Source organism: Ruegeria sp. BC8 (assembly GCF_056535705.1).
Window position 1 is genome coordinate 2,863,513 of sequence record NZ_JBQFIV010000001.1, and the last position, 23,731, is coordinate 2,887,243.

The window sequence follows — 23,731 nt, forward strand, 5'->3', positions numbered from 1 at the left end:
ACACTAGCACGCCCCGGTCAGATTCCCAAAAGCGCCGGAACCTCGGCCATATCGGTGATCACTTCGGCCCCGAGCTTGGCTAGTTTTTCGCCACCCTCATGCGGCGCATATGCCAGACAGCGCATGTTGGCCCGTATTGCGGCGGTGACACCGCTGGCACTGTCTTCGATGACCACAGGCCGTGAGGCGCCAAATTGTTTCGCCGCAGTCAGGAACATTGTCGGGTCGGGTTTCGCCTTGCCCAACACATGTGCCGAGAACATCACGCCCTGAAAACGATCCCACAGTCCGTTCTGCCCCAGCGTGATGCTCATCTTGTCCGGGCTGCCGTTTGAGGCAACACAATAGGGGACGCCGCATGAGTCCAGCGTGGTCAGCAAATCCAAAACACCCGGCATCAAGCCCACGCCCTGCTTCAGGCAATCATAGGTTTCGGCATAGACCTCATCGACCCAGTCATCCGGCAAATCCGCACCCAGCTCCCTGGCCTTGTCCCGAACACCGGCCATGGTGCCACCCACGAAAAACCCCACGCTGTCCTCAAGGGTCAGATCAAGACCATAGCGCCCGAGATTGTCGACCAGCACCTGATTGGACAAGGGTTCGCTGTCGACCAGAACACCGTCGCAGTCGAAAATGACCAGATCATGCATTCGAGGTATCGCTCCAAATCAGGGTGATATGCGTGTCGCCGTATTTGCGGCTGTCTTGCAGGGCGTACCCCTCGGGCGGTTGCATCGGGGCGTTTTCCTCCCACACGATCAGCGCATCGTCAGCAATCCACCCCTGCGACAGGGCGGCGATAGCCTTCTGCCCCATTGACTTGCCGTAAGGTGGATCCAGAAAAATCAGATCATAAGGCGCGCTGGGGTTTTCGCCCAGCCGCGTAGCATCCCGGCGGATCAGGTCAGTGCGGTCGGCACTGCGGGTCAGATCGATATTTTTGCGGATCAGACCCTGCGCCACGCGCCCGTCATCGACGAAGGTCACATGCCCGGCTCCACGCGACAGCGCCTCGAGCCCCAGCGCGCCGGTGCCGGCGAACAGGTCCAGCACCCGCAGCCCGTCGAAATCGATCAGGTGGTTCAGCACGTTGAACAGGCTTTCGCGAACCCGGTCGGTGGTGGGGCGCAGATGCGCGCCCGCATCCCCCTTGCCGACCGAGGCCAGCGCCCGGCCCCGGAAATCTCCGGCGATGATCCTCACGCCTTGAGCAGCGGTTTCAGATCCGCTGCGGGGTCGGCCACCACCGCCGGATCGGCGGTTTTTCCCGCGTCGATCAGGCGCTTGCCGACCATATAGGCGCGCGGGTCGTTCATCGCATCCACGGCCAGCAGCTGATCGCTCTGGTAATACCAGAACGAGGTGGTCGCTCCCTCGCCCGGACGGGTTACGACGTGGTCATAACCCATGTTCAGCCCGGCGATCTGCAGCTTCACGTCATACTGGTCCGACCAGAACCAGGGCGTGGCCACGTAATCCTTGCCCGCGCCCAGCATGTTCTGCGCCACCACCTCGGCCTGGTCGATGGCGTTGGGCACGCTTTCCAGACGGATTCGCCGGCCCTTGTAGGGGAACGAGGCGCAATCGCCCGCCGCCCAGATATCGGCGGCAGAGGTGCGGCCATGCACATCGGTTTTGATACCGTTTTCGATGGCAAGCCCGGCCGCTTCGGCCAGTTCGGTGGCCGGAGCGATGCCCACGCCGACCACCACGAAATCGACCTCGAGTTCGGTCCCGTCGCCCAGCACCGCGCCGGTGACCTTGCCATTCTCGCCGGTGATCCGGTCCAGCCCTACGCCTTCGCGGATGTCCACGCCATGCGCGCTGTGCAGTGCGCGGAAATAGTCGCTGGTCTCGGGGGCCGCGACACGCTGCAGGATGCGGTCAGCCATCTCGACCAGCGTCACCTGCACGCCGCGTTTGGCGCAGACCGCCGCGGCCTCGAGCCCGATATAACCACCGCCCACGATCAGCGCCCGCGCGCCTTGGGTGACGGCGGGGGCCATCGTGTCCACATCGGCCAGCGTGCGCACCACATGCACGGCCGCCAGGTCTCCGCCGATCGCGGCAGGCAGGCGGCGCGGATGCGAGCCGGTGGTCAGGGCAAGCTGGTCGTAGGATATCACCTCACCGCTTATGGTCACGGTCTTGGCCGCCGGGTCGATCGCGCCCACCTGCTGGCCCAGACGCAGGGTGATATCGTTCTCGGCATAGAAACTTTCGGGGCGCAGGTAGAGCCGTTCAAGCTCCATCTCGCCCAGCAGATAGGCCTTGGACAGCGGCGGGCGCTGATAGGGCAGCACGGGTTCCGCCCCGATCAGGGTGATCGCCCCGTCAAACCCGCCTTTGCGCAGCCCGGCCACCAGTGATGACCCCGCCTGCCCGGCTCCGATCACGACGATATGGCTCATCTGGTCCGCCCCCTGTCAATTTCCCATGGCTTGTGCCACCCGCCCACCTATATTGCGGCAAGGAGCGAGTTTGCAATTTCAATCGACAGGAGCATGAAGATGATTTCAACCGGCGACACCCTGCCCGAAGCAACCCTGATCCAGATGGGCGCTGACGGACCGGAAGAGGTGCGGGTCTCCAGCAAGGTCAAGGGCCGCAAGGTGGTGATCTTTGCCGTGCCCGGCGCGTTCACCCCCACCTGCCACTCGGCCCATGTGCCCAGCTTCATGCGCACCAAGGACCAGTTTGCGGCCAAAGGCGTGGACGAGATCATCTGCGTGTCGGTCAACGACCCCTTCGTGATGAAGGCCTGGGGCGAGGCCACGGGCGCAACTGCGGCCGGACTGACCATGCTGGCCGATCCGGCCTCGGAATTCACCAAGGCGATCGGCATGGATTTCGACGCCCCGCCCGCCGGCCTGATCGCGCGCTCCAAGCGCTACGCGATGCTGGTCGAAGATGGCAAGGTCGTGGCGCTGAACCTGGAGGAAAGCCCCGGCGCCTGCGAGATTTCGGCCGGAGAAGGCTTGCTCGAAGTCATCTGACAGGACGGCCCCGGTGCGCACCGGGGCCATGCCACGGGTCACGTTGGATGAAGGCCAATTAACTTGGCCCACACCTTCGGAATGTGCCAGTGTTCCTGCATGGGAACCGGGAGTTCATTCATGAAAAGATTTCTAGCAGTCATTACTTTGGGCGGCGCGGGGCTGTTGACCGCGTGCGGGCCTGCGCCAACACCGCAGCAACAGGCTGCGCGCCAGCACGAGATCGCCTGTCTTGGCGGCACCCTGGGCGGCGCGTTGATCGGCGGCGCCATCGGCAACCAGTTTGGCGGTGGGTCGGGCAAGGATATTCTGACCGCAGCCGGCGCCGTGGCCGGCGGGGTCGAAGGCCAGAGATTCGCATGCTGAGGAGCGCCAGGATGAAACACTCGGTTCTATTGATGACGGCCCTGATGATGGCAGCACCTGCCGCCGCAGACAGCGTGGCCGAACTGAATGAGCGCGAATTGAACGCGATCGACGCCAACAACGACGGTTTCCTGTCGCGCGACGAATTCGATGCCTTTTCGGATTACGCCTATCAGGAAATGGACGATGACAAGAATGGCACGCTCGGTCTGGACGAGGCCAAGCCGTTCATGGATATCAAGATGTTCCAGAAGATTGACCGCAATCGCGACAACTCTATCTCTCGGTCAGAGTATGACTCGCAGATGAATGACGATTTCCTGTCTGCGGACAAAGACCGGAACGGTCAGTTGGATTGAGGCCCGGCGCCCCGGCACGGCTGACCCTGAGACCAACAGGAGCGCAGGCATGAGAGTATTTTATTGGCTTGGCGCGGTCGTTCTGCTGGCAGCGTGCGACGTCCCGCAGGCGCCGGTCGTGACCGGGCCGGACGGGCAAGCGCGCATTCAGATCAATACGGCTGGTCTGACCTGCTATCAGACGCGTTGTCTGGACATCAATCCGGCGGCGCGCAGCGTACGGATGATGGGCAACCGCACCGCCGGAATCCCGCGCGACATCGACGTGAGCGACGGTACCGTGACCCCGGCCGAGTTCCGTCGTCTGGGCGAGGTAGCGATGTTGGCTGGGGGCATGGGGTCGCGGGGCGACCGCGGCTAAAGCAGGCTGTCCATCTTGCGCGCAAGCTTGGCGTCCTGAGACGACAGGCCGCCCACGTCATGAGTGGTCAGCACCACCTCGACCGTGCGGTAGACGTTGGACCATTCGGGATGATGGTTCCATTTTTCCGCAAAGATCGACACTTTGGTCATCCAGCCGAAGGCATCGACAAAATCGTCGAAGATAAAGGTCTTGGTGATCGCGTCACGATCCTTGACCATGGTCCAGCCGTTCTTGAACAGCGGATCCAGCAGCGGGCCACGGGTCTCGGTCGACAGAAGTTCGCTCATTGCTGTTCCTCCGGGTTGGCTTTTCTGAACGGGCCGTAATCCGTCAGAATTTCGATCTCTTCCCCCACCGCGCGGGCCTCGGCCTCGAGATACCGCGCGACGGCGTCCGCAAAGCCGGGATCGGCGATCCAGTGCAGGCTGTGCGTGCGCGTGGGCAGATAACCCCGCGCCAGCTTGTGTTCTCCCTGCGCGCCGGCTTCGACGCGGTCAAGACCATGCGCGATGGCAAAGTCGATCGCCCTATAGTAGCACAGTTCGAAATGCAGGCAGGGGTGATGTTCGTTGCAGCCCCAATAGCGCCCGAACAAGGTCTTGCGCCCGATGAAGTTCAGCGCCCCTGCGATCGGGTATCCGCCCCGCTCGGCCAGCACCAGCGCCACGTCATCGGCCATGGTTTCGTGAACGATGTCAAAGAATTGCCGCGTCAGATAGGGCGAGCCCCACTTGCGTGCGCCGGTGTCCTGATAGAACTCCCAGAACGCGTCCCAGTGTTCAGGCCGCAGATCGGCGCCGGTCAGGGTGCGGATCTCACCGCCAAAGGCATTGGCCTGCGCCCGTTCCTTGCGGATGTTCTTGCGCTTGCGCGAAGACAGGGCGGCGAGGAAATCGTCGAAGTCGGCATAGCCGTCGTTCAGCCAGTGAAACTGCTGCGATTCGCGCGCCAGCAGGCCCATCTGCTGCCCGGCCAGCGCCTCGTCCTGGGTGCAGAAGGTGACGTGCAGCGACGACAGGCGATTGTCGGCGGCCAGTTGCACCGCCCCCTGCACCAGCGCCGACATGGCGATCCCGTCATAGCCGGGCCGTGTCAGAAACCGCCGCCCGGTGGCCGGGGTGAAGGGCACCGCGATCTGCAATTTCGGGTAATACCGCCCGCCCGCGTTTTCATAGGCATGGGCCCAGCTGTGATCGAAAATGTACTCGCCCTGGCTATGCGACTTGGCGTACAATGGCGCGGCCCCGATCAGCAGGCCGTCCAGATAGGCGGTCAGGTATTGCGGCTGCCAGCCGGTGCCCCGTCCGACCGAGCCGCTGTCTTCCAGCGCGCGCAGGAACCGGTGCGTTGTGAACGGGTCCAGCGGGCGGGTGCCGTCGGCGGCCTCGGGGCAGGCGCAACTGTCCCATTCGGCCGCAGGGATCTGATCCAGCGCCGACAGAACCCGTATTTCGATCTGTGACTGGTCCATGTGCCCTCCTGCGTCCACTGAACTATCTGTGACGCCGGCAGCCGGGTTCAACCCGGAATGGCGGCCAGATAGTTCTCGAAGGTCACGTTGTCGGCCACCTTGCGCGCCTCGGCCTCCTGTTCGGCCGAGCGCACCGTCCAGCACAGGATCGGCACGCCTTGGGCCTTCAACTCGGCCACGCGGGGGCGGGACAGGTCCTGCACCTCGTGGCTGATGAAGCTGGCGCCAACCCGGTCGAAATCGGGGATGTCGCGCAGGTGGTCGCAGACCTCGGCCGGCAGATGCTCGACTTCGGGCCTGTAGGAACAGGTCGTCAACCCACGCGTCATCTCCGGCGCCAGTCGGGCCAGCTCGGCCACCGAGTTGGGGTTGAACGACATCAGCGCGACCGGACCGTCATAGGACTTCAGCAGCGCGACCGCGTCTTGCTCCAGCCGCCCGTCCACAGGCCCCATCGCACCGTGCTGATCCTTGAACTCGATCAGCAACGGCACGCGGCCCGCCACCAGTTGCAGTACTTCCTCAAGCGAAGGGATACCCTCGTCCCCGTGCAGCAGCGGAAGGTCCGCGGCCTCGGCCCGGGTGATCTGCTGAATGGCGCCCGGCCGCCCGGTCAGGCGCGTCAGATCATAGTCGTGAAACACCATGGCATGGCCGTCCGACGTCAACTGCAGGTCAATCTCGATCCCGTAGCCCGCAGCAATGGCGGCCCGGATGGCCGCCCGGCTGTTTTCCGGGCGGTTCTGGCGAATGTCATGCAACGCCCGATGCGCGATCGGCGCGCCCATGAACACACGAGGCAGAGACGGTGTCATTGGATCTCGAAAATCCCTTCGATCTCGACGGCCACGCCCAGCGGCAGCGATGCGGCGCTGACGGCCGAGCGCGAATGGCGGCCGGCATCGCCCAGCGCCTCGACCAGGAAGTCGGACGCGCCGTTGATCACCTGCGGCTGGTCGGTGAAATCGGCGGTCGAGTTCACGAAGCCGGTCAGCTTGATCACCCGCACCAGCTTGTCGATGTCCCCGCCGCAGGCCGCCTTGACCTGGGCCAGCAGGTTGATGGCACAGACCCGGGCCGCCGCCGCACCGGCGGCCACATCCATATCGGCGCCCAGCTTGCCGGTGATCAACGCATCGTCCTTCGAGATCTGGCCCGACACATAGACGATGTTGCCCACCCGCACGAACGGCACGTAATTGGCTGCCGGTGCGGGGGCGTCCGGCAGGGTCACGCCCAGGGATTCCAGTTTGGCTGCGATGCTCATGTGATTGTCCTCAACTTCATGTGACTCGGGCGGACGCTAACCGGGAACACCGCCCACGGAAAGCCGGAAACCGGCAATTTCGCATTTGCCCGCGATTTGGGCAGGTCTCCACTCATGCGGATGTGTTGAATGCAGGCCACTTTACCCGGGTCCGGCGCGCGGGTTAAACGCTAGGAGTTTCCTTTCGAGTGCGAAACGACTATGTGCCGTTGAATTGGTCCGTTGTGCCAACGAGAAAACGTATTGATTGAGTGTCCGGCTGGATTACATCCGGACGATCGGGAGTAACCAAGACCGTGTCCAACCGGATCCGTTTCAAGCACATCGTCGCAGTGTCGCTGTTCGCGGTTCTGTCGGCCTGCGCGTCGCAACCCCAGGACGCAGCGGCCCGCGGCGAGGTCTTCGACCCCTACGAAAACGCAAATCGCGGCATTCACAAGTTCAATCTGGGCGTCGACCGGTTCCTGTTCCGCCCGGCCTCGAAAGGCTATGTGAAAATCGTACCCGACCCGATGGTCACCAGCTTCAACAACTTCGCGGAAAACATCTCGTTGCCCGGACAGGCCGTCGACTATCTGCTGCAGGGCAATCTGAAACAGTCGGGCAACGCCCTGCTGCGGTTCGTGATCAACTCGACCGTGGGCGGGTTCGGTCTGTCCAAACCGGCGGATGAGTTGAACCTGTCGCCGGTTGATACCGATTTCGGCGAAACGCTTCATGTCTGGGGCTTCGGCGAAGGGGCTTATGTCGAACTGCCGTTCTACGGCCCCTCGACGACCCGGGATGCGGTCGGCGTTGTGGTCAACCTGTTCTCGAACCCGATCAACTTCTCGCCGACGCGACCGGCCGACAACCTGGGCGTCTATGCCGAGGTGGTACGGCGGATGGGCGATCGGGGCAGATTCTCGGACACGGTCGACTCGATTCTGTACGAAAGCGCAGACAGTTACGCTCAGGCCCGCCTGATTTATTTGCAAAACCGCCGGTTCGAACTGGCAAGGGACGATGAGGATGCCTATCTGGGTCTGTATTCCGATCCCTACGCCGATACCGGCACCGACCCGGTCAGGGACCCATACCTTGACCCTTACGAGGACCCATATGAGGACCCCTATGCTGAATAACGCCATGAACCGCCGTACCTTTGCCGCCACCGCCCTGGCCGGGCTGGCCGTGGCTGGCCTTCCACAGCAGACCCTGGCGTTGACCGAGGCCAGCGCGACACAACTGGTCAACAGCGTCGTTGCCGACATCACGCGCGTGATCGAGTCGGGCAAATCCGAAAGCGCCATGCTGCGCGATTTCGAAAAGATCTTCGTGCAATATGCCGACGTTCCGATCATGGCACGCTATGCGCTGGGCGCCGACGCCCGCAGCGCCAGCAATGCACAGATGCGCGAATTCACCAAGGCTTTCCAGGGGTATATCTCGCGCAAATACGGTCGACGCTTCCGCGAATTCATCGGGGGTGAGGTCACCGTGAAGAATGCCCGCAAGATCAAGGCCGGCTACGAGGTTCGCAGCAGCGTCAAGCTGCGCGGCGAAGCGCCGTTCGAAGTGACCTTCCTGGTGTCGGACAAATCGGGTCGCGACAAGTTCTACAACATGTTCATCGAAGGCGTGAACCTGCTGCTGACAGAGCGGACCGAGATCGGCGCCATGCTGGATGCGCGCAAGGGCAACCTGGATCAGTTGATCAATGACCTAAAAAAGACCGGCTGAACCAATCGGTCAGAGTAGTGATGACGCCGCGCAGGATCCCTGCGCGGCTTTTTTCGTGGCTCAGTTCAGGCGTTCGCCTGTCGCTTTCGCAAAATAGGACACTTTGCTCATGTCAAAGGCCAGGTTCAGCATCTGACCGGCCCTGGCACTGGTCTCGGCATGCAGGCGGGCTGTGACCTGTTTGCCGCCCAGTTCCGACACGACGTAGGTATCGGCACCGGCCGGTTCGACCATATCGACCAGGCAGGCGGCCTCTTGCACACCGGCACCAGCGCGGAACCCGGATTCAGCGATATCCTCGGGGCGCAGGCCCAGGATCACTTCTTCGGGCAGGTCCAGATCGCGCGTATCCGTCAGCACGATCGGGTCAGCACCATCCCGCGCAATGGCGACCTGCGTGCCGGTCCCGTTGCGCTGGACCCGCGCCGGGATCAGGTTCATCGCCGGCGAGCCCATGAAATCGGCCACGAACAGGTTGGCGGGGCGATTGTAGATCTCGGCCGGGGTGCCGATCTGCTGCACCACGCCGCCCTTCAGCACCACGATCTTGGTGGCCAGGGTCATCGCTTCGATCTGATCATGGGTCACATAGACGATCGAGGCATCCAGCGTCTGATGCAGCTTCTTGATCTCGGTCCGCATCTCGACCCGCAGCTTGGCGTCCAGGTTCGACAGCGGCTCGTCGAACAGGAACAGCTTGGGGTCGCGCACCAGAGCCCGGCCCATCGCCACACGCTGACGCTGACCACCCGACAGTTGGCTGGGGCGGCGGTTCAGCAACGGCTCGATCTGCAGAAGCGAGGCGACCTCTTTCAGCTTGGCGTCCTGAGTTGCCTGATCGACCCCGCGAACTTTCATGCCAAAGGTGATGTTCTTGGCCACCGACATGGTCGGGTACAGGGCGTAGGACTGGAACACCATCGCGATGTCGCGGTCTTTGGGGCTGACATGGGTCATGTCCTTGCCGCCGATCGACAGCGTCCCGCCCGAGATCGGCTCGAGCCCGGCGATGCAGTTCAGCAGGGTCGACTTGCCACAGCCCGAAGGGCCGACCAGCACCAGGAAGTCGCCCGGTTCGATCGAGATGTTGATGTCCTTCAGAATCTCGGTTGCGCCGTAATTCTTGTACAGGTTTTGGATATCGAGGATGGGAGCCATGGGTTATCCCTTCACGGAACCGGCGGTAAGGCCGCGGATGAAATACTTACCGGCAACGACATAGACGAGCAGCGTCGGCAGCCCCGCGATGATCGCGGCGGCCATGTCGACGTTGTACTCTTTGACGCCGGTGGTTGAGTTGACGATGTTGTTGAGCGCCACGGTCACGGGCTGCGTGCCCGCCTGGCTGAACGAAACGCCGAACAGGAAATCGTTCCAGATCTGGGTGAACTGCCAGATCACGGTCACCACGATGATGGGCAGCGACAGCGGCAGGAAGATCGACCAGAAGATCCGAAAGAACCCGGCACCATCCACTCGCGCCGCCTTGGTCAGCTCGGCCGGGATGGTGACGTAGTAGTTGCGGAAGAACAGCGTTGTGAAGCCAAGCCCATAGATCACGTGGACGAAGATCAGGCCCGGAATGGTTCCGGCGATCCCCATCATGCCCAGCAGACGCGCCATCGGCAGCAGGACCACTTGGAACGGGATGAAGCAACCGAACAGCATCAGAGAAAAGATGATGTTGGCCCCTTTGAAACGCCACTGCGCGACGACAAATCCGTTCAACGCCCCCAGAAGGGTCGAGATTGCCACGGCAGGGACCGCAATCAGGACCGAGTTCCAGAAATAGGGCCGCAGGCCTTCGCACTGGATACCGGTGCAGGCGCCTGACCAGGCGGTTTTCCAGGCATCCAGACTGACCTCGCGCGGCAGCGAGATCAGCGATCCCGTACGAATTTCCTCGAGGCTTTTGAGCGATGTGGTCAGCATCACGAAAAGCGGCATCAGGTAGTAGAGCGCAAAAAGACCAAGCAGGACATACAGCAACCAACGCAGGGCAATCTTGCCCGTGGCACTCTGGCTGCGGGTTCGGGTTTGGGGCATCGACAGATCAGTCATTTTTCGCCCTCAGTTCTGAGTAGAGGTAAGGAACCACGATGGCAAAGACGACCAGCATCATGATCATCGCGGACGCCGCCGCCTGGCCGATATCGCCGCGCGAAAACGCCATCGCGTACATGTATGTTGCGGGCAAATCGGTTGCGTAACCCGGACCACCGCCTGTCAGGGCAATGACAAGGTCAAAGCTCTTGATCGCAAGGTGCGCCAACACGATGAAGGCCGACAGGAAGATCGGAGCCATCGACGGAATGATGATTGCCGTATAGATCCGCCAAGTGGGGATGCCATCGACCTGCGCGGCCTTGATGATCTCACCATCCACCGAGCGCAGTCCGGCCAGGAACAGCGCCATGACAAAACCCGAGCTCTGCCAGATCGCGGCGATGACGATCGTGTAGATCGCGTAGTCCGGGTTCACCAGCCAGTCGAACTTGAAATTCGGAAAGCCCCAGCCCTGGACCATGGCCTCGATACCCAGACCCGGGTTCAGGATCCACTTCCACGCGGTGCCGGTCACGATCATCGACAGCGCCATCGGGTAGAGATAGATCGTACGGATCGCGCCTTCGACGCGGATCTTCTGATCCAGCAGAATCGCCAGCAGCAGGCCCAGAACCATCGCGATCACGATGAACAGCGCGCCAAAGACGTAAAGGTTGTTGATCGCCGTGTCCCAGCGGGGCGAGTCAAACAGGCGGTCATATTGGATGAAGCCCTTGATCTCGTATTTCGGCAGCAGTTTCGATCGGGTCAGCGACACCCAGGCGGTCCATCCGATAAATCCGTAGACAAAGATCAATACGGCGATGAACGACGGTGCCAGCACCACCTTTGGAAGGTGGTTTTCCAGCCATTCGGACATTTTTTCCTCCGGGGAAAGATGCTCTGCCCCGCAGTATAGGGGGCAGAGCGTGTTGGATCAGTAGCTGTTTGCCACCGCGTCCGCCAGTTGCTGAACCGCGTCAGCCGAGGACATATCCGAGTTGAAATGTGCGGTCACGACGTCGGTGATCGCACCAGCCTGCGCACCGCGCAGCGCCATGCCATGCGCGTAGGACGGCAGCAGCGAGCCATTGGCGGACGAAGCGCCCATGTCTTCGGCCGAGATCTTGGCGCAGATGTCGAACTTGTCCAGCGCCACGTCGGTCCGCGCCGGGATCGACCCCTTGTTCAGGTTGAACACTTCCTGGAACTTGGGCGCGACGATCAGCTTGGCCAGCAGTTCCTGACCGGCGCGCTTGTCGTCGCCGTCCACGTCGAACATGGCAAAGCTGTCGACGTTGTACAGATAGCCGTCACCGGGGGTCGAGGCGCACAGGAAGTCTTCGCCGGGGACCTTGCCCGCGGCCAGGAATTCACCCTTGGCCCAGTCACCCATGATTTGGAAGGCGGCCTCACCGTTCATGACCATGGCGGTGGCCAGGTTCCAGTCGCGGCCCGAGAAGTTCTCATCAACGAACCCGCGCAGGGTGCGCATCTGGTCAAAAATCTGAACCATCGTGTCCGAGGTCAGAGTCTCGGGGTCCAGATCGACAAAGGCCTTCTTGAAGAACTCGGGTCCGCCGATGCCCAGCGCAACTGCTTCGAAGACGGTTGCGTCTTGCCAGGCCTGACCACCATGGGCCAGCGGGATGATGCCTGCGGCCTGCAGCTTCTCGGCAGCGGCGTTGAACTCGTCCCAGGTGGTCGGCATCTCGATGTCATTGGCGGCCAGGATGTCGGCATTTGCCCAGATCCAGTCGATGCGGTGCACGTTGACCGGTGCAGCACACCAGGTGCCTTCGCACTGCATATGCGCCGCGATCGAGGCGGGCAGGACTTCGGCCCAGCCCTCGGCCTCGGCAACGTTCGAGATGTCCGCCAGAACACCCTCTTCATACCATTCCTGGATCGCCGGGCCTTTCAGCTGAACGGCGGTCGGCGCGTTGCCGGCCAGAACGCGGGCGCGCAGCGCGGTCATCGCCGCGTCTCCGCCGCCGCCTGCAACGGGCATATCCGTCCAGGTGCCGCCATTGGCCGCGAATTCTTCCTGCAGAACGGCGACCGACTTGGCCTCGCCGCCCGATGTCCACCAGTGCAGAACTTCGGCCTGCGGTTCGGCCATCACCGACGTGCCAGCCAGAACGGCCAGCGACGACGCCGTGGCGAGTGCGAAACGTTTCATGTTTGGTATCCTCCCAGATCCTTGTTTGCTGCCGCGGGGCAGCGATGCGGGACATTACCGGTAGCCGCTTGCCGTCTGGCAATGGCAAATTTCCCATGTATCCGGCGCGGGCTGCAAATTTTCCCGCCTTTTGTTACAGCGTGTTACGTTGACCTTGAATCTGTTGCAGTCCGTTACAATTGAGGGCAGCGTCGAGGGGGAAATCGGGGAGGAACAGCGTGAGCATTCCACGTCTGCTGGTTGTGGATGACGATCCGGAAATCCGGTCGATGTTGACCCAGTTCTTTCACCAGAACGGGTTCATTGCCCTGCCAGCAGCCACCGAGCGCGAGGTGCAGGCACACCTGAAATCAGGCCGCATCGACCTGATCCTTCTGGATGTGATGCTGGGTGACGAGAACGGGGTCGAGATCTGCGCCCGGCTGCGCCGCGAACAGGACGTGCCTATCATCTTCGTGTCGGCCCTGTCTGCCGATCATCAGCGCATGGCCGGGTACGAGGTGGGCGCCGACGACTACATCGCCAAGCCGTTCAACCCGCAACTGCTGCTGGCGCGCGTGCGCGCGGTGATGCAGCGCGCGCGGCGCACGCCATCGCTGGCCTATCGCCGGCGGATCCGTACGTTCCGCTTTGGCGGATGGGTCTATGACGGCAAACGCGACGAGGTGCATGCCCCGGATGGGTACCAGGTGTCACTGTCGCAGCGCGAAACCGCGCTGCTCAAGGTGCTGCTGGCCAACCCGCACATTCCGCTGACCCGCGACGAGATCGCCGCCGCGCTGGACGTGACCGGCACCGGTGACAAACCCGAAGCGCAGGGTCGGGCCATCGACGTCCTGGTAGGGCGGCTGCGGTCCAAGATCGAGACCAACCCCAAAGATCCGCAGATGCTGCGCACGGCCCGCGGTGTCGGCTATGTCTTCGCCTGCGAGGTCACCGTGGAACAGGAGGCATGACCCTGCGCCTGCGGGATCTGGGCTGGGCTTGGAGCCTGAGTGCGTTTGCTGCCGGGTTGCTGGCGGCAGGACTGTGGTTTTCTTCCGTTCGCAACTGGGACGCCTATCTGACCCGGGCCTATGTTGCCGGGTTCTCGGTCTACGAAGATCTGCGCACAGGTCGCGCCTCGCATCCCGACGTGTTGATCACGCCACTGCCGCCCGAGGCCGCAAGGCTGGCCAATGCGGGTGAATTCGAGCAGTTGCCCGACCTTGCAGGGCGCCGGTTTCTGACCAACCTGTCCATTCTGACCGACAGCTCCGCACCGCTCAGCGGACGGAACCTGACGCTTGCGGTCTTGTCCGACCGGCTGGTCTATCCGGTATCCGACATCGTGTCAGGCAGCGATCAGACCGGGCCGCAGAAGATGGGCAACCTGACACGCCTGCTGGCCACCTATTGCAGCGAACCCATTCTGGTGGCCCGGTTCGGACAGGGCGCTTGGCAGAAGATCGACGGTACGCAGGTCTGGGGGTGCGATGCGGCCCCGACCGACCTGCGCCTGCCTGCGATCTTTCTGGCCGTCGTGGCACTTGCGATCATTCTGACATCGGTCGGCAATGTGACAGACAGCTTTTCGCGGTTCTCCCAGTCGCTGCGTGACCGCCGGCGCAGCGGGGGTCCGGACAGCTACGACATGTCTGGGCCGGCCGAACTGCGCGACATCGTATCGGCGGTCAATACGCATCTGGAGGACGAACGCGCACAGCTGGAAAAGCGTGCCACGGTCCTGTCCGGCGTCAGCCACGACCTTGGTACGCCAGCGGCCCGCGTGCGTCTGCGCGCGGCGCTGATTCCGGACGCCGAATTGCGAGAGAAGCTGGAGTCCGATGTCGACCAGATGACGGGCATGATCGAAAGCGTGTTGACCTACACCCGCTCGGAACTGAGCATCGAGGACCCGCGCCAAATCTCCCTCACCTCACTGGTCGAGTCGCTGGTTGCCGACTATCAGGACATGGATCTGCCTGTGACCCTGAAACAGGTCGCCCCGGTCGAGATGGAGGGCGCGGCGTCGCTCTTCATGTCGCGGCGCGGGCATGGTTCGCTTCCGGAAACCCGCCGCATCCTTGTCATGGCGCGACCGATCTCATTGAAACGGGCGTTGACGAACTTGATCGACAACGCGCTGAAATACGGGCGCCACGCAACGGTTGAACTGGAAACCGACGCGGAAACCGCCACGATTGTCGTCGAAGACAAGGGAACCAACTTGTCCGTTTCGGATATCGAGGCGCTGATGGCCCCGTTCCGGCGCGGTTCGAACATCGGGTCGTCCGACGGGTTCGGGCTGGGCCTGACAATCGTTGCAACCGTGGCAGAGCAGCATGGCGGCTCGCTGCGCTTTGAAGCGGGTGATCAGGGTCTGCGGGCACGGCTGCAAATCCGGCGCTGAGACCGTCCACACGCAGGCTAGGAATAGCTTCGCACCAAGGCACTGGCGATCAGGGACCACCCATCTGCAATCACGAAAAACGCCAGTTTGAACGGCAGCGAAACCGTGGCGGGCGGCACCATCATCATCCCCATCGACATGAGTACCGCAGCCACTACAAGATCGATGATCAGAAACGGTAGAAATATCAGGAATCCGATCTGGAACGCGCGGGCAACCTCGGACAGCATGAACGACGGCATGAGAACCGACAGTGGCGCCTCCGGCGACAGCTGCATCGAAGCGGTGTCGGGGCGCAAGGCCGCCATGGCCCGAAACGTGTCACCATCCAGCCGCGCCACCATGAACTCGCGGAACGGCACCATGGCACGTTCCAATGCAGGCTCTACCGCGAGCGTTTCTTCGACCATCGGTCGGATCCCGGTGTCCCAAGCCTGGGTAAAAACCGGCTCCATGATGAAGTAGGTCAGAAACAGCGCCAGGCTGACGATCAACATGTTGGGCGGGGACTGTTGCAACCCGATCCCCTGCCGCAGAATGGCCAGTACCGTGACCAGAAATGGAAAACAGGTCACCATGATCGCAAGGCCGGGTGCTAGGCTGAGCACCGTGATCAGCAGGATCAACTGAATGGTTCGCGCCGATATGGATCCGCCGTCGCCCAATGACAGCGACAGCTCCTGTGCCGATGCCAGTGCGGGTGTCAGCACAAGGATCACAATTGCACACCAGGCCGCCCGACGCATCATCCAAGTCCGTTCTGGAAATCCGAAATCTCGGTCAGACGCACCGCCAATTGACCGGCATTGTCCCCCTCCATTTCCTCGAGCAGACCACGGGCGACCAATTGGTCGCCGACATACAGATCCACCGGATCTTCGACCCGTTTGTCCAAGGTCAGAACGGCGTTCTCACCCATGCTCAACAGGTCGCGTATCAAGGGGCGCGCCCGACCGACGGAAACCGTCACCTCTATGGGAACGGCTTCGAACGGGTTGGGTCTTTCAGGTTTGGATGCAGGTGCGTCACTCATTTGACAAAGCCTCTTTTGCCTCAAAAACAAATGCGTCGAAAGCGGCGGCGATCGCGTCCAGCAGCGCGGTGCAATCAACCTCGGACCGGGCGGTGCCGACCTGCAACCGCGCCTGACCCGGCATCAACTCGGGGTCCGCGACGACCTTGGGGAGGGGCGTTATGTCGGCGGGCAACAACGCCTCGACATCCCCCTCAACACCGGGTGGAACCAACAAAAGGATCGGTTGTGCGACCCGCGCCTTGGCCATTTCGCTCAACTGCTCGATTACACGAGCGGCAAGCCCCCGATCCAACACCTTGGGTAGAACAGTCTGAACCAGAGCGCTGAACATCGGTTCAAGCGACAAGGTCATCCGGGTCAGAGCTTCCTGGTAGGTGAAGGACATATCGGAGAAGGCAGCCCGCATATCCTCGGTCAGCGCAGCACGACCTTGGGCTTGGGCCTGCAGCGCATCCTCCCACCCCGCACCATATCCGCGTTCGAAAGCGGCGAGCCGCTCTTCCTCCAAAGCTTCTTCGTCCAGCAACCGCAGATTCGCGCCGTCGGCCTGAGCGGTGAAATCCTCGAGCAGGTGGGCGATCGACATCACACCTTCTCCTCGTTTTCTTCCAGCCAGCTCCGCAGAATTTCGACCGTTTCTTCCTGTTTGTCCCCGATCATGGCGCGCAGACGGCCGACCGCATCTTCGCTTGCCGTGGACCCAATCGCAGGCACAGAGCCTCCGTTTTCACCCTGGCCGGTGAGAGCGCTGAATTCCTGTCCATCAGCATCTGAGATTTCACCGACAAGGTATGGCGCGCCGCCCTCGGCGGAGGCTGCGGCAGGCGGCAAGGCTGGCACTGCGGCCGAACCGGTCAGAATCGGCCGGATCACGAACAGCCCCATGATCAGCGAGACGATGGCCAACACTGCCATTTGTATCAGCGACATCGTATCCAGATGGATGCTTTGCCAGACCGAAGCGGTCGCCAGTGTTCCCTGCGGTTCGACATTGGGCAGTTCCAGGGATTTCAGCGTGATGACATCCCCGCGATCCGCATCGAAGCCCACGGCCGAGGCGACAAGCTCTTCCAGAGCGTCCAGTTCCGGCTGTGCCATCGGTTCAAAAACCTCGGCACCGGTGGCGTCCGTTGTGCGGGTTCCGTTGACGAGCACGGCAACCGTCAGGCGTTTGATGGCCCCCGGCACCCGCAGAACTTCAAGCTCGGTCTCTGAAACCTCATAGTTGATCCGCTCGCGGGTTTGCGTGGCTGAAGAATTCGATTCATCGCTGCCATTGCCGTCCCCGTCCGGCAGGTTGGACGCGACCGTCACATCAGACGACTGATTGCGGGAGGTATCCAACCGTTCCTCGACATCGGTGCTGATTGCGACACGGCCCTTGGGGTCGAACCGCCGCTCTCTTATGGATTCGGTCTCGGTGACCGTGTCGACGCTGACTTCGACCACCGCATTGCCGGGTCCGACGCGTGCCTCGACCAGCCGCAGGACGCGGTCGCGCAGGACCTTGGCCTTGTCGTCGGCAGTGTCGGCGGCAACCGCCGTCTCTTGAGGGCCGATCACGGCGCCGGTGGAATCGATCACCGCAACATCCTCGGGCGCGAGGCCGGTCACGGCGGAGGCCACCAGAAAACGGATCGCCTTGGCCTGCTCAACCGTGATCTTGGCCCCGGATGGCACCAGATAGACCGAAGCGGTTGGCGAAACGCTGGGCTGGAACGGGCTTGTGGACCCGCTGGCAATGTGAACCCGCGCCTGCCCTACATGAGGGCTGCTGACGATGGTTCGCGCCAGTTCACCCTCCTTGGCGCGCCAATAGGCAGCGTCGAACATCTGCGAGGTCGTACCGAACCCACTCAGCGTATCCAGCAGTTCATAACCCCGGTTGCCATTTGCAGGCAGACCCTCGCTTGCCAGGGTCATGCGCAACTCGTCGCGTTGCGAGCCCGGAACATAGATTGAGCCGCCACGAATCTCGTAGGTGACACCGCGTTGATCCAGGGCGCGGACGATATCCCCCGCCGCCCCGCTTTCCAGCCCCGCATAGAGGAGTGTCATGGACGGAGATGTCACCAACCGCGACATCGCCAGGACACTCAGGAACACGACGACAGCTGCCCCCGCCACGATGATTTGTTTGCGCCTGCCCAAACTTGCCCAGACAGTTCCGATCTGCTGCACGCTCACCTCCGACTCGCCGACATTCTGTGCGGCTCGTGCCCTGTTTGAACGATTGCCCTTAACAATCGGTTAGTCCCTGCGGGGTTATGACGGGTGCCGAACGCAAGAATGAGGACGCCATGACAGACGCGACCGTGGATGAGGCAGAAGGCCCGAAGAAGTCGAGCAAAAACGGACTGATGATTGGCGCGATTCTGGCGCTTCTGGGTGCTGCGGGAGGGTACTATGTGACCGCGTCGGGGCTTTTGGGCAAAGCCCCAGAGGCCGAGGGGAAAACAGCGGAAAACGCGGACGCCGGACATGCGATCGATGCGTTGCCGGATGTCGGGTTCGTCGACCTGCCGCCCGTGATCGTGTCCGTGAATTCCGGCGATTCGCGCCATCTGAAATTCCACGCTCAACTTGAGGTGGCCGCCGGTCACGAGGCCGAGGTGGAAAAGATGATTCCCCGCATCATGGACGTGATGAACGGCTATCTCCGGGCCATCAACCTGTCCGACCTCGAAGACTCGCTGGCCCTGGTTCGCATCCGCGGGCACCTGCTGCGGCGCACGGGCATCGTCGTTGGCGAAGGTCGGGTACGTGACGTTCTGGTCACGGAATTCGTATTGAACTAGGAGGCGAAATTGGAACTGATCTCGGACATTCTGCTGGTCGCCGGCGCCTTGGGGGCCGGATTGTACTGTTTTGTTCTGTCCCGACGCCTCAGGCGGTTCACGGACCTGGAGCGGGGCGTCGGTGGCGCGGTTTCCGTGCTGTCCGCACAGGCGGAAGAACTGAAAAAATCCCTGGATGCCGCGCGTGCTGCATCTGACCAGTCCGGGCACAAACTGCAGGATCTGACCGTGCGCGCCGAGTCAGTCGCACAGCGGCTTGAGTTGATCATGGCGTCGATGCACGACGTGATCCCCGAGGACAAACCCGCGGCTGAAGAGCCTGCAAATTCCTCGGCCGAAACCAAAAAGCCGTCACCTCTTGAGGTAGAACCGGTCTCGTTGGAAGAAGAGGTCGGGCCAAAGGACCCCGAGCAACCCGCTGAGCCTGGGGCGGTGGAACAAATTCCATCCAAGCCGGAAGCCGAGGTCAAATCCACCAACGACCCCGCAGAGGATCCGGCCCCGATTCCCAAGGGCGTATTGTTCTTCAGGCACAAGGCGCAAGGTAGCGAGGCCCGATCCTGATGCGCAGCCTGCAACCTGCCCAGCGTCGACCACGTGGTGGCGTTCTGACCCTCATTTCAGCCTTGATGATCAGTTCCGCCATCATACGGCTGGGGCTGGAGGCTGGGCCGGCTTTGGCAAGGGGGTCTGACCCCTCGGAAGTCTCTGCACACAGCGCCGGCTCGGACGAAAAACCGGACATGCAAGCCTTGCTGACCGAATTGCTGCGTCGGGAAGCAGCCGTCAAACAGCGTGAGAGCGCGCTGCGCGACAGGGAGCGTGCCCTGGAGATTGCCAACGAGGCCATTGCGACGCGCCTTTCCGCTTTGCAAGAGGCCGAGGCATCGCTGCGCGAGACATTGGCCGTGGCGGACAAGGCGGCTGAAACCGACCTCACCCGTCTGACCGATGTCTATCAGAACATGAAGCCCAAGGACGCCGCGGCGTTGTTCGAAACGATGGATCCGGTTTTTGCGGCCGGTTTCCTGTCGCGTATGCCGCCTGAGGCTGCTGCGGGTGTGATGGCCGGTCTCAGCCCCGAGGCCGCCTATACCATCAGCGTCGTAATGGCCGGACGCAACGCCAACGCCCCCACTGAGTAGCCGCCATGAGCCCCACCCTCAAAGACCGCTCTGCCGGAGAGACCACATGATCGGAATTCTTGGAATCGTCGTTATTTTCGTAATGGTGTTCGGCGGCTACCTCGCCGCCGGCGGCAAGATGGCGATCATCCTCAAATCTCTGCCGTTCGAGATGATGATGATCGGCGGGGCTGCCATCGGCGCCTTTCTGATCAGCAATGACATGTCGGCGGTCAAACACACGATCAAGGATCTGGGCAAGGTTTTCAAAGGCCCGAAGTGGAAGCCCGAAGACTACCGCGATCTGCTATGCCTTCTGTTCTCGCTGATCCGGCTTGCCCGTTCAAATCCGGTCGAGCTCGAGCAGCACATCGAAGACCCTGAAAACTCGGCCATTTTTACGGCTTTCCCCAAAATACAGGCGGACAAAGAGGCGGTGGACCTGATTTGCGACACCATGCGGTCGGCGGCGATGAACTATGACGATCCCCATCAGGTTGAAGAGGTTCTGGAAAAGCGGATGGATGCCAATTTCCACCACGCCATGCATTCCAGCCACGCCCTGCAAACCGTGGCGGACGGGTTGCCGGCACTGGGAATCGTTGCGGCGGTTCTCGGCGTGATCAAGACCATGGGCTCGATCGACCAACCGCCCGAGGTCTTGGGCAAGTTGATCGGTGGTGCCCTTGTCGGGACTTTCCTGGGCGTCTTTCTGGCCTACGGTCTGGTCGGCCCCTTCGCCGGAAAGCTGAAAGCGGTCGTGGAGGAAGACAATCACTTCTATCAACTGATCCGGGAAGTTCTGGTTGCCAACCTGCATAATCACAACCCCGCAATGTGTATCGAGGTTGGTCGCCAGAACACGCCGACCCACAATCGCCCCGGCTTCACCGAATTGGAAGAAGCCTTGAAAGAGATCAAGCAGGCGGCAGCATGATCCGGGTTTTGCTCCTGACCCTTGGCCTGAGCGCATCGGCAACTGGAGTGCTGGCAAAGGATGTTCCGGTGCGGTCCGGCGAACATGACGGCTTCACGCGGCTTGTTCTCAGCGTTCCTGCGGGCACCAACTGGAGCCTCGCCCACCGGAAAAACGGTGCGCGCCTGGCGGTCGAATTGGACGACGTGGAATTCAAGACCGGATCGGTCTTTGCACGATTGTCCGCAGGCCGGCTTGAGGCGATATCGCAGGCCGATTCCGGCGCGCCGCTTGAGCTGGACTTCGGCTGTGACTGCGCCGCGACCGCTTTTTTGTACAAGGATACGATGATCGTTGTAGACATCGCGGCACAAAAAGCCTTGCCTCCGCCAAGTCTGGACATTCCATCGATTGTGATCCCAGAACAGACATCCAAACGTCGTCCACAGGCCGAAGCCCCATCAATTGAAATCGTTGCCCCACTTCCGCAACTGGATCGCGATGGCCTGCAGCAGCGCCTTTCGACCCATCTGTTGCAAGGCTCGGATCGCGAGCTTGTCGACCTGAACGTCACACCTCCGGGTCCGCGTGCCTCGGTGCCGGAAGCGCTTCCGGACATCGCGCGGGATCTGCCTGCTCATATCCAGGTAAGCTCGATCCTTGACGAGTTGGGCAAACTGGGAGAGCCACCGCTGCAACCTCTGGAGTCGCTGCCAGCCTGTATTTCGGATGCCGAATTGGGGTTCGACACCTGGTCTGACGGTCGGCCCTTTGCGCATCAGGTGGCTGAGCTGCGAGCGGGCTTGTTCCTGGAGTTCGACAGGGTCGACAGATCCATCGCGCTAAAGCTCGCGAAGCTGTTGGCACACTGGGGTTTCGGTTCAGAGGCCATTCAGGTTCTGCAGTTGATGGAAGATGCATCGCCGGAACAGGAATGGGTTCGAGCGGTCGCGCAAATAATTGATGATCAGCCTGTATCAGAGCCTATCCGACTGCGTGGGTTGCAACGCTGCGACGGCGCGGTTGCCATGTGGGCCGCGATGGCGGATGGCCAATTGCGGGATGATGCGCAGCAGGAACGGATGGAACAGGCGTACCTGAAGCTTCCTGAGCATCTACGCCGGATCCTCGGCCCCCGGCTGGCCGAGATATTCGTCAACTCTGGCCGGCTTGAGGCCGCCCGGCGGGTACTGCGTTCGGTAGATCGCGTCCAAACTCTGCAACACCCCGAGGTCACATTCGCGCAGGCAACTGTTGCTGCCGCTGAGGGAGATGCGGACACCAGCGACACTTTGTTGAACGACGTCATCGACAACCCAAGCTCGGATTTGGAAGCCCCGCTTGCACTGGCCCGGCTTGTTGAAAAGAAGTGGGCAGAGGGTGGGGCGGTTTCGCGACGCCAAATCGATCTGATCTCGGGCTACGCGATCGAACTGCGCAATTCTGAATTGGGCCCGGTCATGGCCCGCGGTCACGCCCTGGCGCTTGCCCTGGGCGGCGAGTTTTCTGCGGCCTTCAATATTCTTGATGCCCATCGCAGAGACGATACCTGGGCCGGCACGCGCAATCGCATCTTGCATCTGGCAGCAGAGCGCGCGGATGACCTGACCTTTCTGCTGTATGCAAGTACCCTGAAACCACATGATTTAGAGTCTATTTCGACCGGGGCTTCGCTGTTGCTGGCCAAGCGTTTTGCGGACCTCGGCTTTGCCAAGCAAGCCCGAGACTTGACTGATGCAGGTTCGGATGGGACACGCAGGCGCGACCGCGCCATCATTCGGGCCCGGGCCGCGCTGCTGGAAAACCGACCGGATCTGGCCCTGCGCGAATTGGCCGAGGATCCCTCCGATGTCGCTGAAAGGCTGCGGGCCCAAGCCCTGACCGATATGGGCAATTACACGGCCGCCGTTGAGGCTTGGCGGGACATAGGGGATGAAGATACCGCCGCGCGCCTGTCATGGTGGGCGGGATTCAACTTGGAAGAAGTTGGGGCGAAGGACACCGCGCTGGGGCAGGTCATAGATCTGAGCTCGGCCCTGCGTGCGCCAGTGCAGCGAGAACCGGACAAGCCGATTTCGGACGCTGAACAGCTGCTTGAGGCCAGCGCCGACACGCGGCAGAAGATAACCGAATTGCTGAACGTGACAACTGAATTGGAATAGTCAGGATCCGCGCGACGAACAGCCGGCTTGTGCGCCTCGCATTGAGAGCATGCGCTTGTCTGAAAGAGCAAGCACCGGCAGACTGCCCGGCAAATTCAACCTTATCCAGATAAGGGACAACGGATGTCCGGAGCGCTCATTCGATGTTTTGTCGCCATTCCCATATCTTCCGAAATCGCCCAGATATGCGCCGACGTCGCTCGCGCAGCACATTGCGGTCGAAGTTTGCCTGCTGAAAACCTTCATCTGACGCTGGCTTTCCTGGGCGACCAGACCCGAAACGCCTTGATCGAATTGAATGATCACTTCGAAGTGCTGAGGCGCCCGGCCTTTTCCGTCAGACTGTCCGGGCTGGGCAGTTTCGGAAACTCGCTGCACATGGTGGTAGAGCGCGATCCTGAACTCCTGCACCTGCATTAAAGCGTCCTGCAGTGCATTGGGCGGGCCGGGCTGACGCTGCAACGCCGCCGCTTTCGACCGCATATCACCATAGTTCGGGGTATTGAATCGGCTCTAAACAAGGCCAT

The 23,731-nt window shown here is 61.8% G+C and carries 29 protein-coding genes; 13 read left to right on the forward strand and 16 right to left on the reverse strand.

Translation table 11 applies throughout. The annotated features are described in order from the left end of the window. Positions 1-17: 17 nt before the first annotated feature. From ACR3EK_RS14460 to ACR3EK_RS14470, 3 genes are read right to left on the reverse strand one after another with little or no spacing between them, the layout of a single operon-like run. Positions 18-653 (reverse strand): HAD family hydrolase, encoded by a 636-nt coding sequence (locus ACR3EK_RS14460; protein WP_480633728.1) that lies wholly within the window; start codon positions 651-653, stop codon positions 18-20. After that, positions 646-1,206 carry a 16S rRNA (guanine(966)-N(2))-methyltransferase RsmD gene (gene rsmD / locus ACR3EK_RS14465; protein ID WP_480633729.1) on the reverse strand — a complete coding sequence of 187 codons (561 nt, stop codon included), beginning with the start codon at positions 1,204-1,206 and terminating at the stop codon, positions 646-648. Before rsmD ends, ACR3EK_RS14460 begins: the two co-directional genes overlap by 8 nt. After that, entirely contained in the window at positions 1,203-2,414 is a 1,212-nt protein-coding gene (locus ACR3EK_RS14470; RefSeq protein WP_480633730.1) for an NAD(P)/FAD-dependent oxidoreductase, read from the reverse strand. Before ACR3EK_RS14470 ends, rsmD begins: the two co-directional genes overlap by 4 nt. A 99-nt stretch (positions 2,415-2,513) precedes the next feature. Between ACR3EK_RS14470 and ACR3EK_RS14475 the strand changes: the two genes are divergently transcribed. From ACR3EK_RS14475 to ACR3EK_RS14490, 4 genes are all read left to right on the forward strand, one after another. Further along, positions 2,514-2,999, forward strand: coding sequence for a peroxiredoxin (locus ACR3EK_RS14475; RefSeq protein ID WP_170360950.1), 486 nt, complete (start codon positions 2,514-2,516; stop codon positions 2,997-2,999). A 120-nt stretch (positions 3,000-3,119) separates the two neighbouring features. Further along, on the forward strand, positions 3,120-3,365 hold the full coding sequence (locus tag ACR3EK_RS14480; protein WP_093964393.1) for a glycine zipper 2TM domain-containing protein: 246 nt from the start codon (positions 3,120-3,122) through the stop codon (positions 3,363-3,365). Between the two features lie 11 nt (positions 3,366-3,376). Then, positions 3,377-3,724, forward strand: coding sequence for an EF-hand domain-containing protein (locus ACR3EK_RS14485; RefSeq protein ID WP_170360535.1), 348 nt, complete (start codon positions 3,377-3,379; stop codon positions 3,722-3,724). Between the two features lie 49 nt (positions 3,725-3,773). Continuing rightward, a complete protein-coding gene (locus ACR3EK_RS14490; RefSeq protein ID WP_093964392.1) occupies positions 3,774-4,085 on the forward strand; it encodes a hypothetical protein in 312 nt (103 codons plus the stop codon). Here ACR3EK_RS14490 and ACR3EK_RS14495 read toward each other — a convergent pair. Genes ACR3EK_RS14495 through ACR3EK_RS14510 form a run of 4 tightly spaced genes read right to left on the reverse strand, consistent with a single transcriptional unit; the run spans position 4,082 to position 6,826 of the window. Next, positions 4,082-4,375, reverse strand: coding sequence for a 4a-hydroxytetrahydrobiopterin dehydratase (locus ACR3EK_RS14495; RefSeq protein ID WP_170341049.1), 294 nt, complete (start codon positions 4,373-4,375; stop codon positions 4,082-4,084). The two genes, ACR3EK_RS14490 and ACR3EK_RS14495, sit on opposite strands and share 4 nt — an antisense overlap. Beyond that, positions 4,372-5,559 carry a GNAT family N-acetyltransferase gene (locus ACR3EK_RS14500; RefSeq protein ID WP_480633731.1) on the reverse strand — a complete coding sequence of 396 codons (1,188 nt, stop codon included), beginning with the start codon at positions 5,557-5,559 and terminating at the stop codon, positions 4,372-4,374. Before ACR3EK_RS14500 ends, ACR3EK_RS14495 begins: the two co-directional genes overlap by 4 nt. A gap of 47 nt (positions 5,560-5,606) precedes the next feature. Continuing rightward, on the reverse strand, positions 5,607-6,374 hold the full coding sequence (locus ACR3EK_RS14505; RefSeq protein ID WP_480633732.1) for a glycerophosphodiester phosphodiesterase family protein: 768 nt from the start codon (positions 6,372-6,374) through the stop codon (positions 5,607-5,609). Continuing rightward, positions 6,371-6,826, reverse strand: coding sequence for a RidA family protein (locus tag ACR3EK_RS14510; RefSeq protein WP_005980179.1), 456 nt, complete (start codon positions 6,824-6,826; stop codon positions 6,371-6,373). Before ACR3EK_RS14510 ends, ACR3EK_RS14505 begins: the two co-directional genes overlap by 4 nt. Before the next feature lie 296 nt (positions 6,827-7,122). Between ACR3EK_RS14510 and ACR3EK_RS14515 the strand changes: the two genes are divergently transcribed. Both ACR3EK_RS14515 and ACR3EK_RS14520 read left to right on the forward strand, forming a co-directional pair. Further along, positions 7,123-7,950, forward strand: coding sequence for an MlaA family lipoprotein (locus ACR3EK_RS14515; RefSeq protein ID WP_480634028.1), 828 nt, complete (start codon positions 7,123-7,125; stop codon positions 7,948-7,950). Further along, complete coding sequence (locus tag ACR3EK_RS14520; protein ID WP_170341935.1) at positions 7,940-8,548, forward strand: MlaC/ttg2D family ABC transporter substrate-binding protein; 609 nt, start codon at positions 7,940-7,942, stop codon at positions 8,546-8,548. The genes ACR3EK_RS14515 and ACR3EK_RS14520 overlap by 11 nt, the downstream gene beginning before the upstream one ends. Before the next feature lie 60 nt (positions 8,549-8,608). On the opposite strand, the gene ACR3EK_RS14525 is transcribed toward ACR3EK_RS14520, so the two are convergent. Genes ACR3EK_RS14525 through ACR3EK_RS14540 form a run of 4 tightly spaced genes read right to left on the reverse strand, consistent with a single transcriptional unit; the run spans position 8,609 to position 12,776 of the window. Then, positions 8,609-9,706, reverse strand: coding sequence for an ABC transporter ATP-binding protein (locus ACR3EK_RS14525; RefSeq protein WP_170341040.1), 1,098 nt, complete (start codon positions 9,704-9,706; stop codon positions 8,609-8,611). A gap of 3 nt (positions 9,707-9,709) precedes the next feature. Beyond that, the gene (locus ACR3EK_RS14530; RefSeq protein WP_170341932.1) at positions 9,710-10,609 is read right to left on the reverse strand and encodes a carbohydrate ABC transporter permease; all 900 of its coding nucleotides are present in this window, start codon (positions 10,607-10,609) and stop codon (positions 9,710-9,712) included. Next, the gene (locus ACR3EK_RS14535; RefSeq protein ID WP_170360524.1) at positions 10,602-11,474 is read right to left on the reverse strand and encodes a carbohydrate ABC transporter permease; all 873 of its coding nucleotides are present in this window, start codon (positions 11,472-11,474) and stop codon (positions 10,602-10,604) included. Before ACR3EK_RS14535 ends, ACR3EK_RS14530 begins: the two co-directional genes overlap by 8 nt. A gap of 57 nt (positions 11,475-11,531) precedes the next feature. After that, positions 11,532-12,776, reverse strand: a complete 1,245-nt coding sequence (locus ACR3EK_RS14540) for an ABC transporter substrate-binding protein (protein ID WP_170360522.1) — start codon at positions 12,774-12,776, stop codon at positions 11,532-11,534. A 218-nt stretch (positions 12,777-12,994) separates the two neighbouring features. On the opposite strand from ACR3EK_RS14540, the gene ACR3EK_RS14545 reads away from it, so the two are divergent. Continuing rightward, the gene (locus ACR3EK_RS14545) at positions 12,995-13,732 is read left to right on the forward strand and encodes a response regulator transcription factor (RefSeq protein WP_170341928.1); all 738 of its coding nucleotides are present in this window, start codon (positions 12,995-12,997) and stop codon (positions 13,730-13,732) included. Next, on the forward strand, positions 13,729-15,168 hold the full coding sequence (locus ACR3EK_RS14550) for a sensor histidine kinase (RefSeq protein WP_480633733.1): 1,440 nt from the start codon (positions 13,729-13,731) through the stop codon (positions 15,166-15,168). The genes ACR3EK_RS14545 and ACR3EK_RS14550 overlap by 4 nt, the downstream gene beginning before the upstream one ends. A gap of 17 nt (positions 15,169-15,185) precedes the next feature. On the opposite strand, the gene fliP is transcribed toward ACR3EK_RS14550, so the two are convergent. From fliP to fliF, 4 genes are read right to left on the reverse strand one after another with little or no spacing between them, the layout of a single operon-like run. Next, the gene (fliP, locus tag ACR3EK_RS14555) at positions 15,186-15,914 is read right to left on the reverse strand and encodes a flagellar type III secretion system pore protein FliP (RefSeq protein ID WP_170365980.1); all 729 of its coding nucleotides are present in this window, start codon (positions 15,912-15,914) and stop codon (positions 15,186-15,188) included. Next, positions 15,914-16,201, reverse strand: a complete 288-nt coding sequence (locus tag ACR3EK_RS14560; protein ID WP_093964097.1) for a FliM/FliN family flagellar motor switch protein — start codon at positions 16,199-16,201, stop codon at positions 15,914-15,916. The genes fliP and ACR3EK_RS14560 overlap by 1 nt, the downstream gene beginning before the upstream one ends. Then, positions 16,194-16,790 carry a FliH/SctL family protein gene (locus ACR3EK_RS14565; protein WP_480633734.1) on the reverse strand — a complete coding sequence of 199 codons (597 nt, stop codon included), beginning with the start codon at positions 16,788-16,790 and terminating at the stop codon, positions 16,194-16,196. Before ACR3EK_RS14565 ends, ACR3EK_RS14560 begins: the two co-directional genes overlap by 8 nt. Continuing rightward, positions 16,790-18,385, reverse strand: a complete 1,596-nt coding sequence (gene fliF / locus ACR3EK_RS14570) for a flagellar basal-body MS-ring/collar protein FliF (RefSeq protein WP_480633735.1) — start codon at positions 18,383-18,385, stop codon at positions 16,790-16,792. Before fliF ends, ACR3EK_RS14565 begins: the two co-directional genes overlap by 1 nt. A gap of 119 nt (positions 18,386-18,504) precedes the next feature. Between fliF and ACR3EK_RS14575 the strand changes: the two genes are divergently transcribed. From ACR3EK_RS14575 to ACR3EK_RS14595, 5 genes are read left to right on the forward strand one after another with little or no spacing between them, the layout of a single operon-like run. Then, positions 18,505-19,002 carry a flagellar basal body-associated FliL family protein gene (locus ACR3EK_RS14575; RefSeq protein ID WP_480633736.1) on the forward strand — a complete coding sequence of 166 codons (498 nt, stop codon included), beginning with the start codon at positions 18,505-18,507 and terminating at the stop codon, positions 19,000-19,002. A gap of 9 nt (positions 19,003-19,011) precedes the next feature. Next, positions 19,012-19,566 (forward strand): hypothetical protein, encoded by a 555-nt coding sequence (locus ACR3EK_RS14580; protein ID WP_480633737.1) that lies wholly within the window; start codon positions 19,012-19,014, stop codon positions 19,564-19,566. Continuing rightward, a complete protein-coding gene (locus ACR3EK_RS14585; RefSeq protein ID WP_480633738.1) occupies positions 19,566-20,147 on the forward strand; it encodes a MotE family protein in 582 nt (193 codons plus the stop codon). The genes ACR3EK_RS14580 and ACR3EK_RS14585 overlap by 1 nt, the downstream gene beginning before the upstream one ends. A gap of 46 nt (positions 20,148-20,193) precedes the next feature. Further along, complete coding sequence (gene motA, locus ACR3EK_RS14590) at positions 20,194-21,063, forward strand: flagellar motor stator protein MotA (protein ID WP_170439967.1); 870 nt, start codon at positions 20,194-20,196, stop codon at positions 21,061-21,063. Beyond that, positions 21,060-23,204: a hypothetical protein gene (locus tag ACR3EK_RS14595; RefSeq protein ID WP_480633739.1), complete on the forward strand. Its 2,145-nt coding sequence runs from the start codon at positions 21,060-21,062 to the stop codon at positions 23,202-23,204. Before motA ends, ACR3EK_RS14595 begins: the two co-directional genes overlap by 4 nt. On the opposite strand, the gene ACR3EK_RS14600 is transcribed toward ACR3EK_RS14595, so the two are convergent. Beyond that, positions 23,205-23,687, reverse strand: coding sequence for a hypothetical protein (locus ACR3EK_RS14600; protein WP_480633740.1), 483 nt, complete (start codon positions 23,685-23,687; stop codon positions 23,205-23,207). Between the last annotated feature and the right edge of the window lie 44 nt (positions 23,688-23,731).

Excerpts from the sequence above, each read along its gene's own strand:
- ACR3EK_RS14460 (WP_480633728.1), bottom strand. The coding sequence starts at position 653 with ATGCATGATCTGGTCATTTTCGACTGCGACGGTGTTCTGGTCGACAGC.
- ACR3EK_RS14470 (WP_480633730.1), bottom strand. The coding sequence starts at position 2,414 with ATGAGCCATATCGTCGTGATCGGAGCCGGGCAGGCGGGGTCATCACTG.
- ACR3EK_RS14475 (WP_170360950.1), top strand. The coding sequence starts at position 2,514 with ATGATTTCAACCGGCGACACCCTGCCCGAAGCAACCCTGATCCAGATG.
- ACR3EK_RS14480 (WP_093964393.1), top strand. The coding sequence starts at position 3,120 with ATGAAAAGATTTCTAGCAGTCATTACTTTGGGCGGCGCGGGGCTGTTG.
- ACR3EK_RS14485 (WP_170360535.1), top strand. The coding sequence starts at position 3,377 with ATGAAACACTCGGTTCTATTGATGACGGCCCTGATGATGGCAGCACCT.
- ACR3EK_RS14490 (WP_093964392.1), top strand. The coding sequence starts at position 3,774 with ATGAGAGTATTTTATTGGCTTGGCGCGGTCGTTCTGCTGGCAGCGTGC.
- ACR3EK_RS14495 (WP_170341049.1), bottom strand. The coding sequence starts at position 4,375 with ATGAGCGAACTTCTGTCGACCGAGACCCGTGGCCCGCTGCTGGATCCG.
- ACR3EK_RS14500 (WP_480633731.1), bottom strand. The coding sequence starts at position 5,559 with ATGGACCAGTCACAGATCGAAATACGGGTTCTGTCGGCGCTGGATCAG.
- ACR3EK_RS14505 (WP_480633732.1), bottom strand. The coding sequence starts at position 6,374 with ATGACACCGTCTCTGCCTCGTGTGTTCATGGGCGCGCCGATCGCGCAT.
- ACR3EK_RS14510 (WP_005980179.1), bottom strand. The coding sequence starts at position 6,826 with ATGAGCATCGCAGCCAAACTGGAATCCCTGGGCGTGACCCTGCCGGAC.
- ACR3EK_RS14520 (WP_170341935.1), top strand. The coding sequence starts at position 7,940 with ATGCTGAATAACGCCATGAACCGCCGTACCTTTGCCGCCACCGCCCTG.
- ACR3EK_RS14525 (WP_170341040.1), bottom strand. The coding sequence starts at position 9,706 with ATGGCTCCCATCCTCGATATCCAAAACCTGTACAAGAATTACGGCGCA.
- ACR3EK_RS14530 (WP_170341932.1), bottom strand. The coding sequence starts at position 10,609 with ATGACTGATCTGTCGATGCCCCAAACCCGAACCCGCAGCCAGAGTGCC.
- ACR3EK_RS14535 (WP_170360524.1), bottom strand. The coding sequence starts at position 11,474 with ATGTCCGAATGGCTGGAAAACCACCTTCCAAAGGTGGTGCTGGCACCG.
- ACR3EK_RS14540 (WP_170360522.1), bottom strand. The coding sequence starts at position 12,776 with ATGAAACGTTTCGCACTCGCCACGGCGTCGTCGCTGGCCGTTCTGGCT.
- ACR3EK_RS14550 (WP_480633733.1), top strand. The coding sequence starts at position 13,729 with ATGACCCTGCGCCTGCGGGATCTGGGCTGGGCTTGGAGCCTGAGTGCG.
- fliP (WP_170365980.1), bottom strand. The coding sequence starts at position 15,914 with ATGCGTCGGGCGGCCTGGTGTGCAATTGTGATCCTTGTGCTGACACCC.
- ACR3EK_RS14560 (WP_093964097.1), bottom strand. The coding sequence starts at position 16,201 with ATGAGTGACGCACCTGCATCCAAACCTGAAAGACCCAACCCGTTCGAA.
- ACR3EK_RS14565 (WP_480633734.1), bottom strand. The coding sequence starts at position 16,790 with ATGTCGATCGCCCACCTGCTCGAGGATTTCACCGCTCAGGCCGACGGC.
- ACR3EK_RS14575 (WP_480633736.1), top strand. The coding sequence starts at position 18,505 with ATGACAGACGCGACCGTGGATGAGGCAGAAGGCCCGAAGAAGTCGAGC.
- ACR3EK_RS14585 (WP_480633738.1), top strand. The coding sequence starts at position 19,566 with ATGCGCAGCCTGCAACCTGCCCAGCGTCGACCACGTGGTGGCGTTCTG.
- motA (WP_170439967.1), top strand. The coding sequence starts at position 20,194 with ATGATCGGAATTCTTGGAATCGTCGTTATTTTCGTAATGGTGTTCGGC.
- ACR3EK_RS14595 (WP_480633739.1), top strand. The coding sequence starts at position 21,060 with ATGATCCGGGTTTTGCTCCTGACCCTTGGCCTGAGCGCATCGGCAACT.
- ACR3EK_RS14600 (WP_480633740.1), bottom strand. The coding sequence starts at position 23,687 with ATGCGGTCGAAAGCGGCGGCGTTGCAGCGTCAGCCCGGCCCGCCCAAT.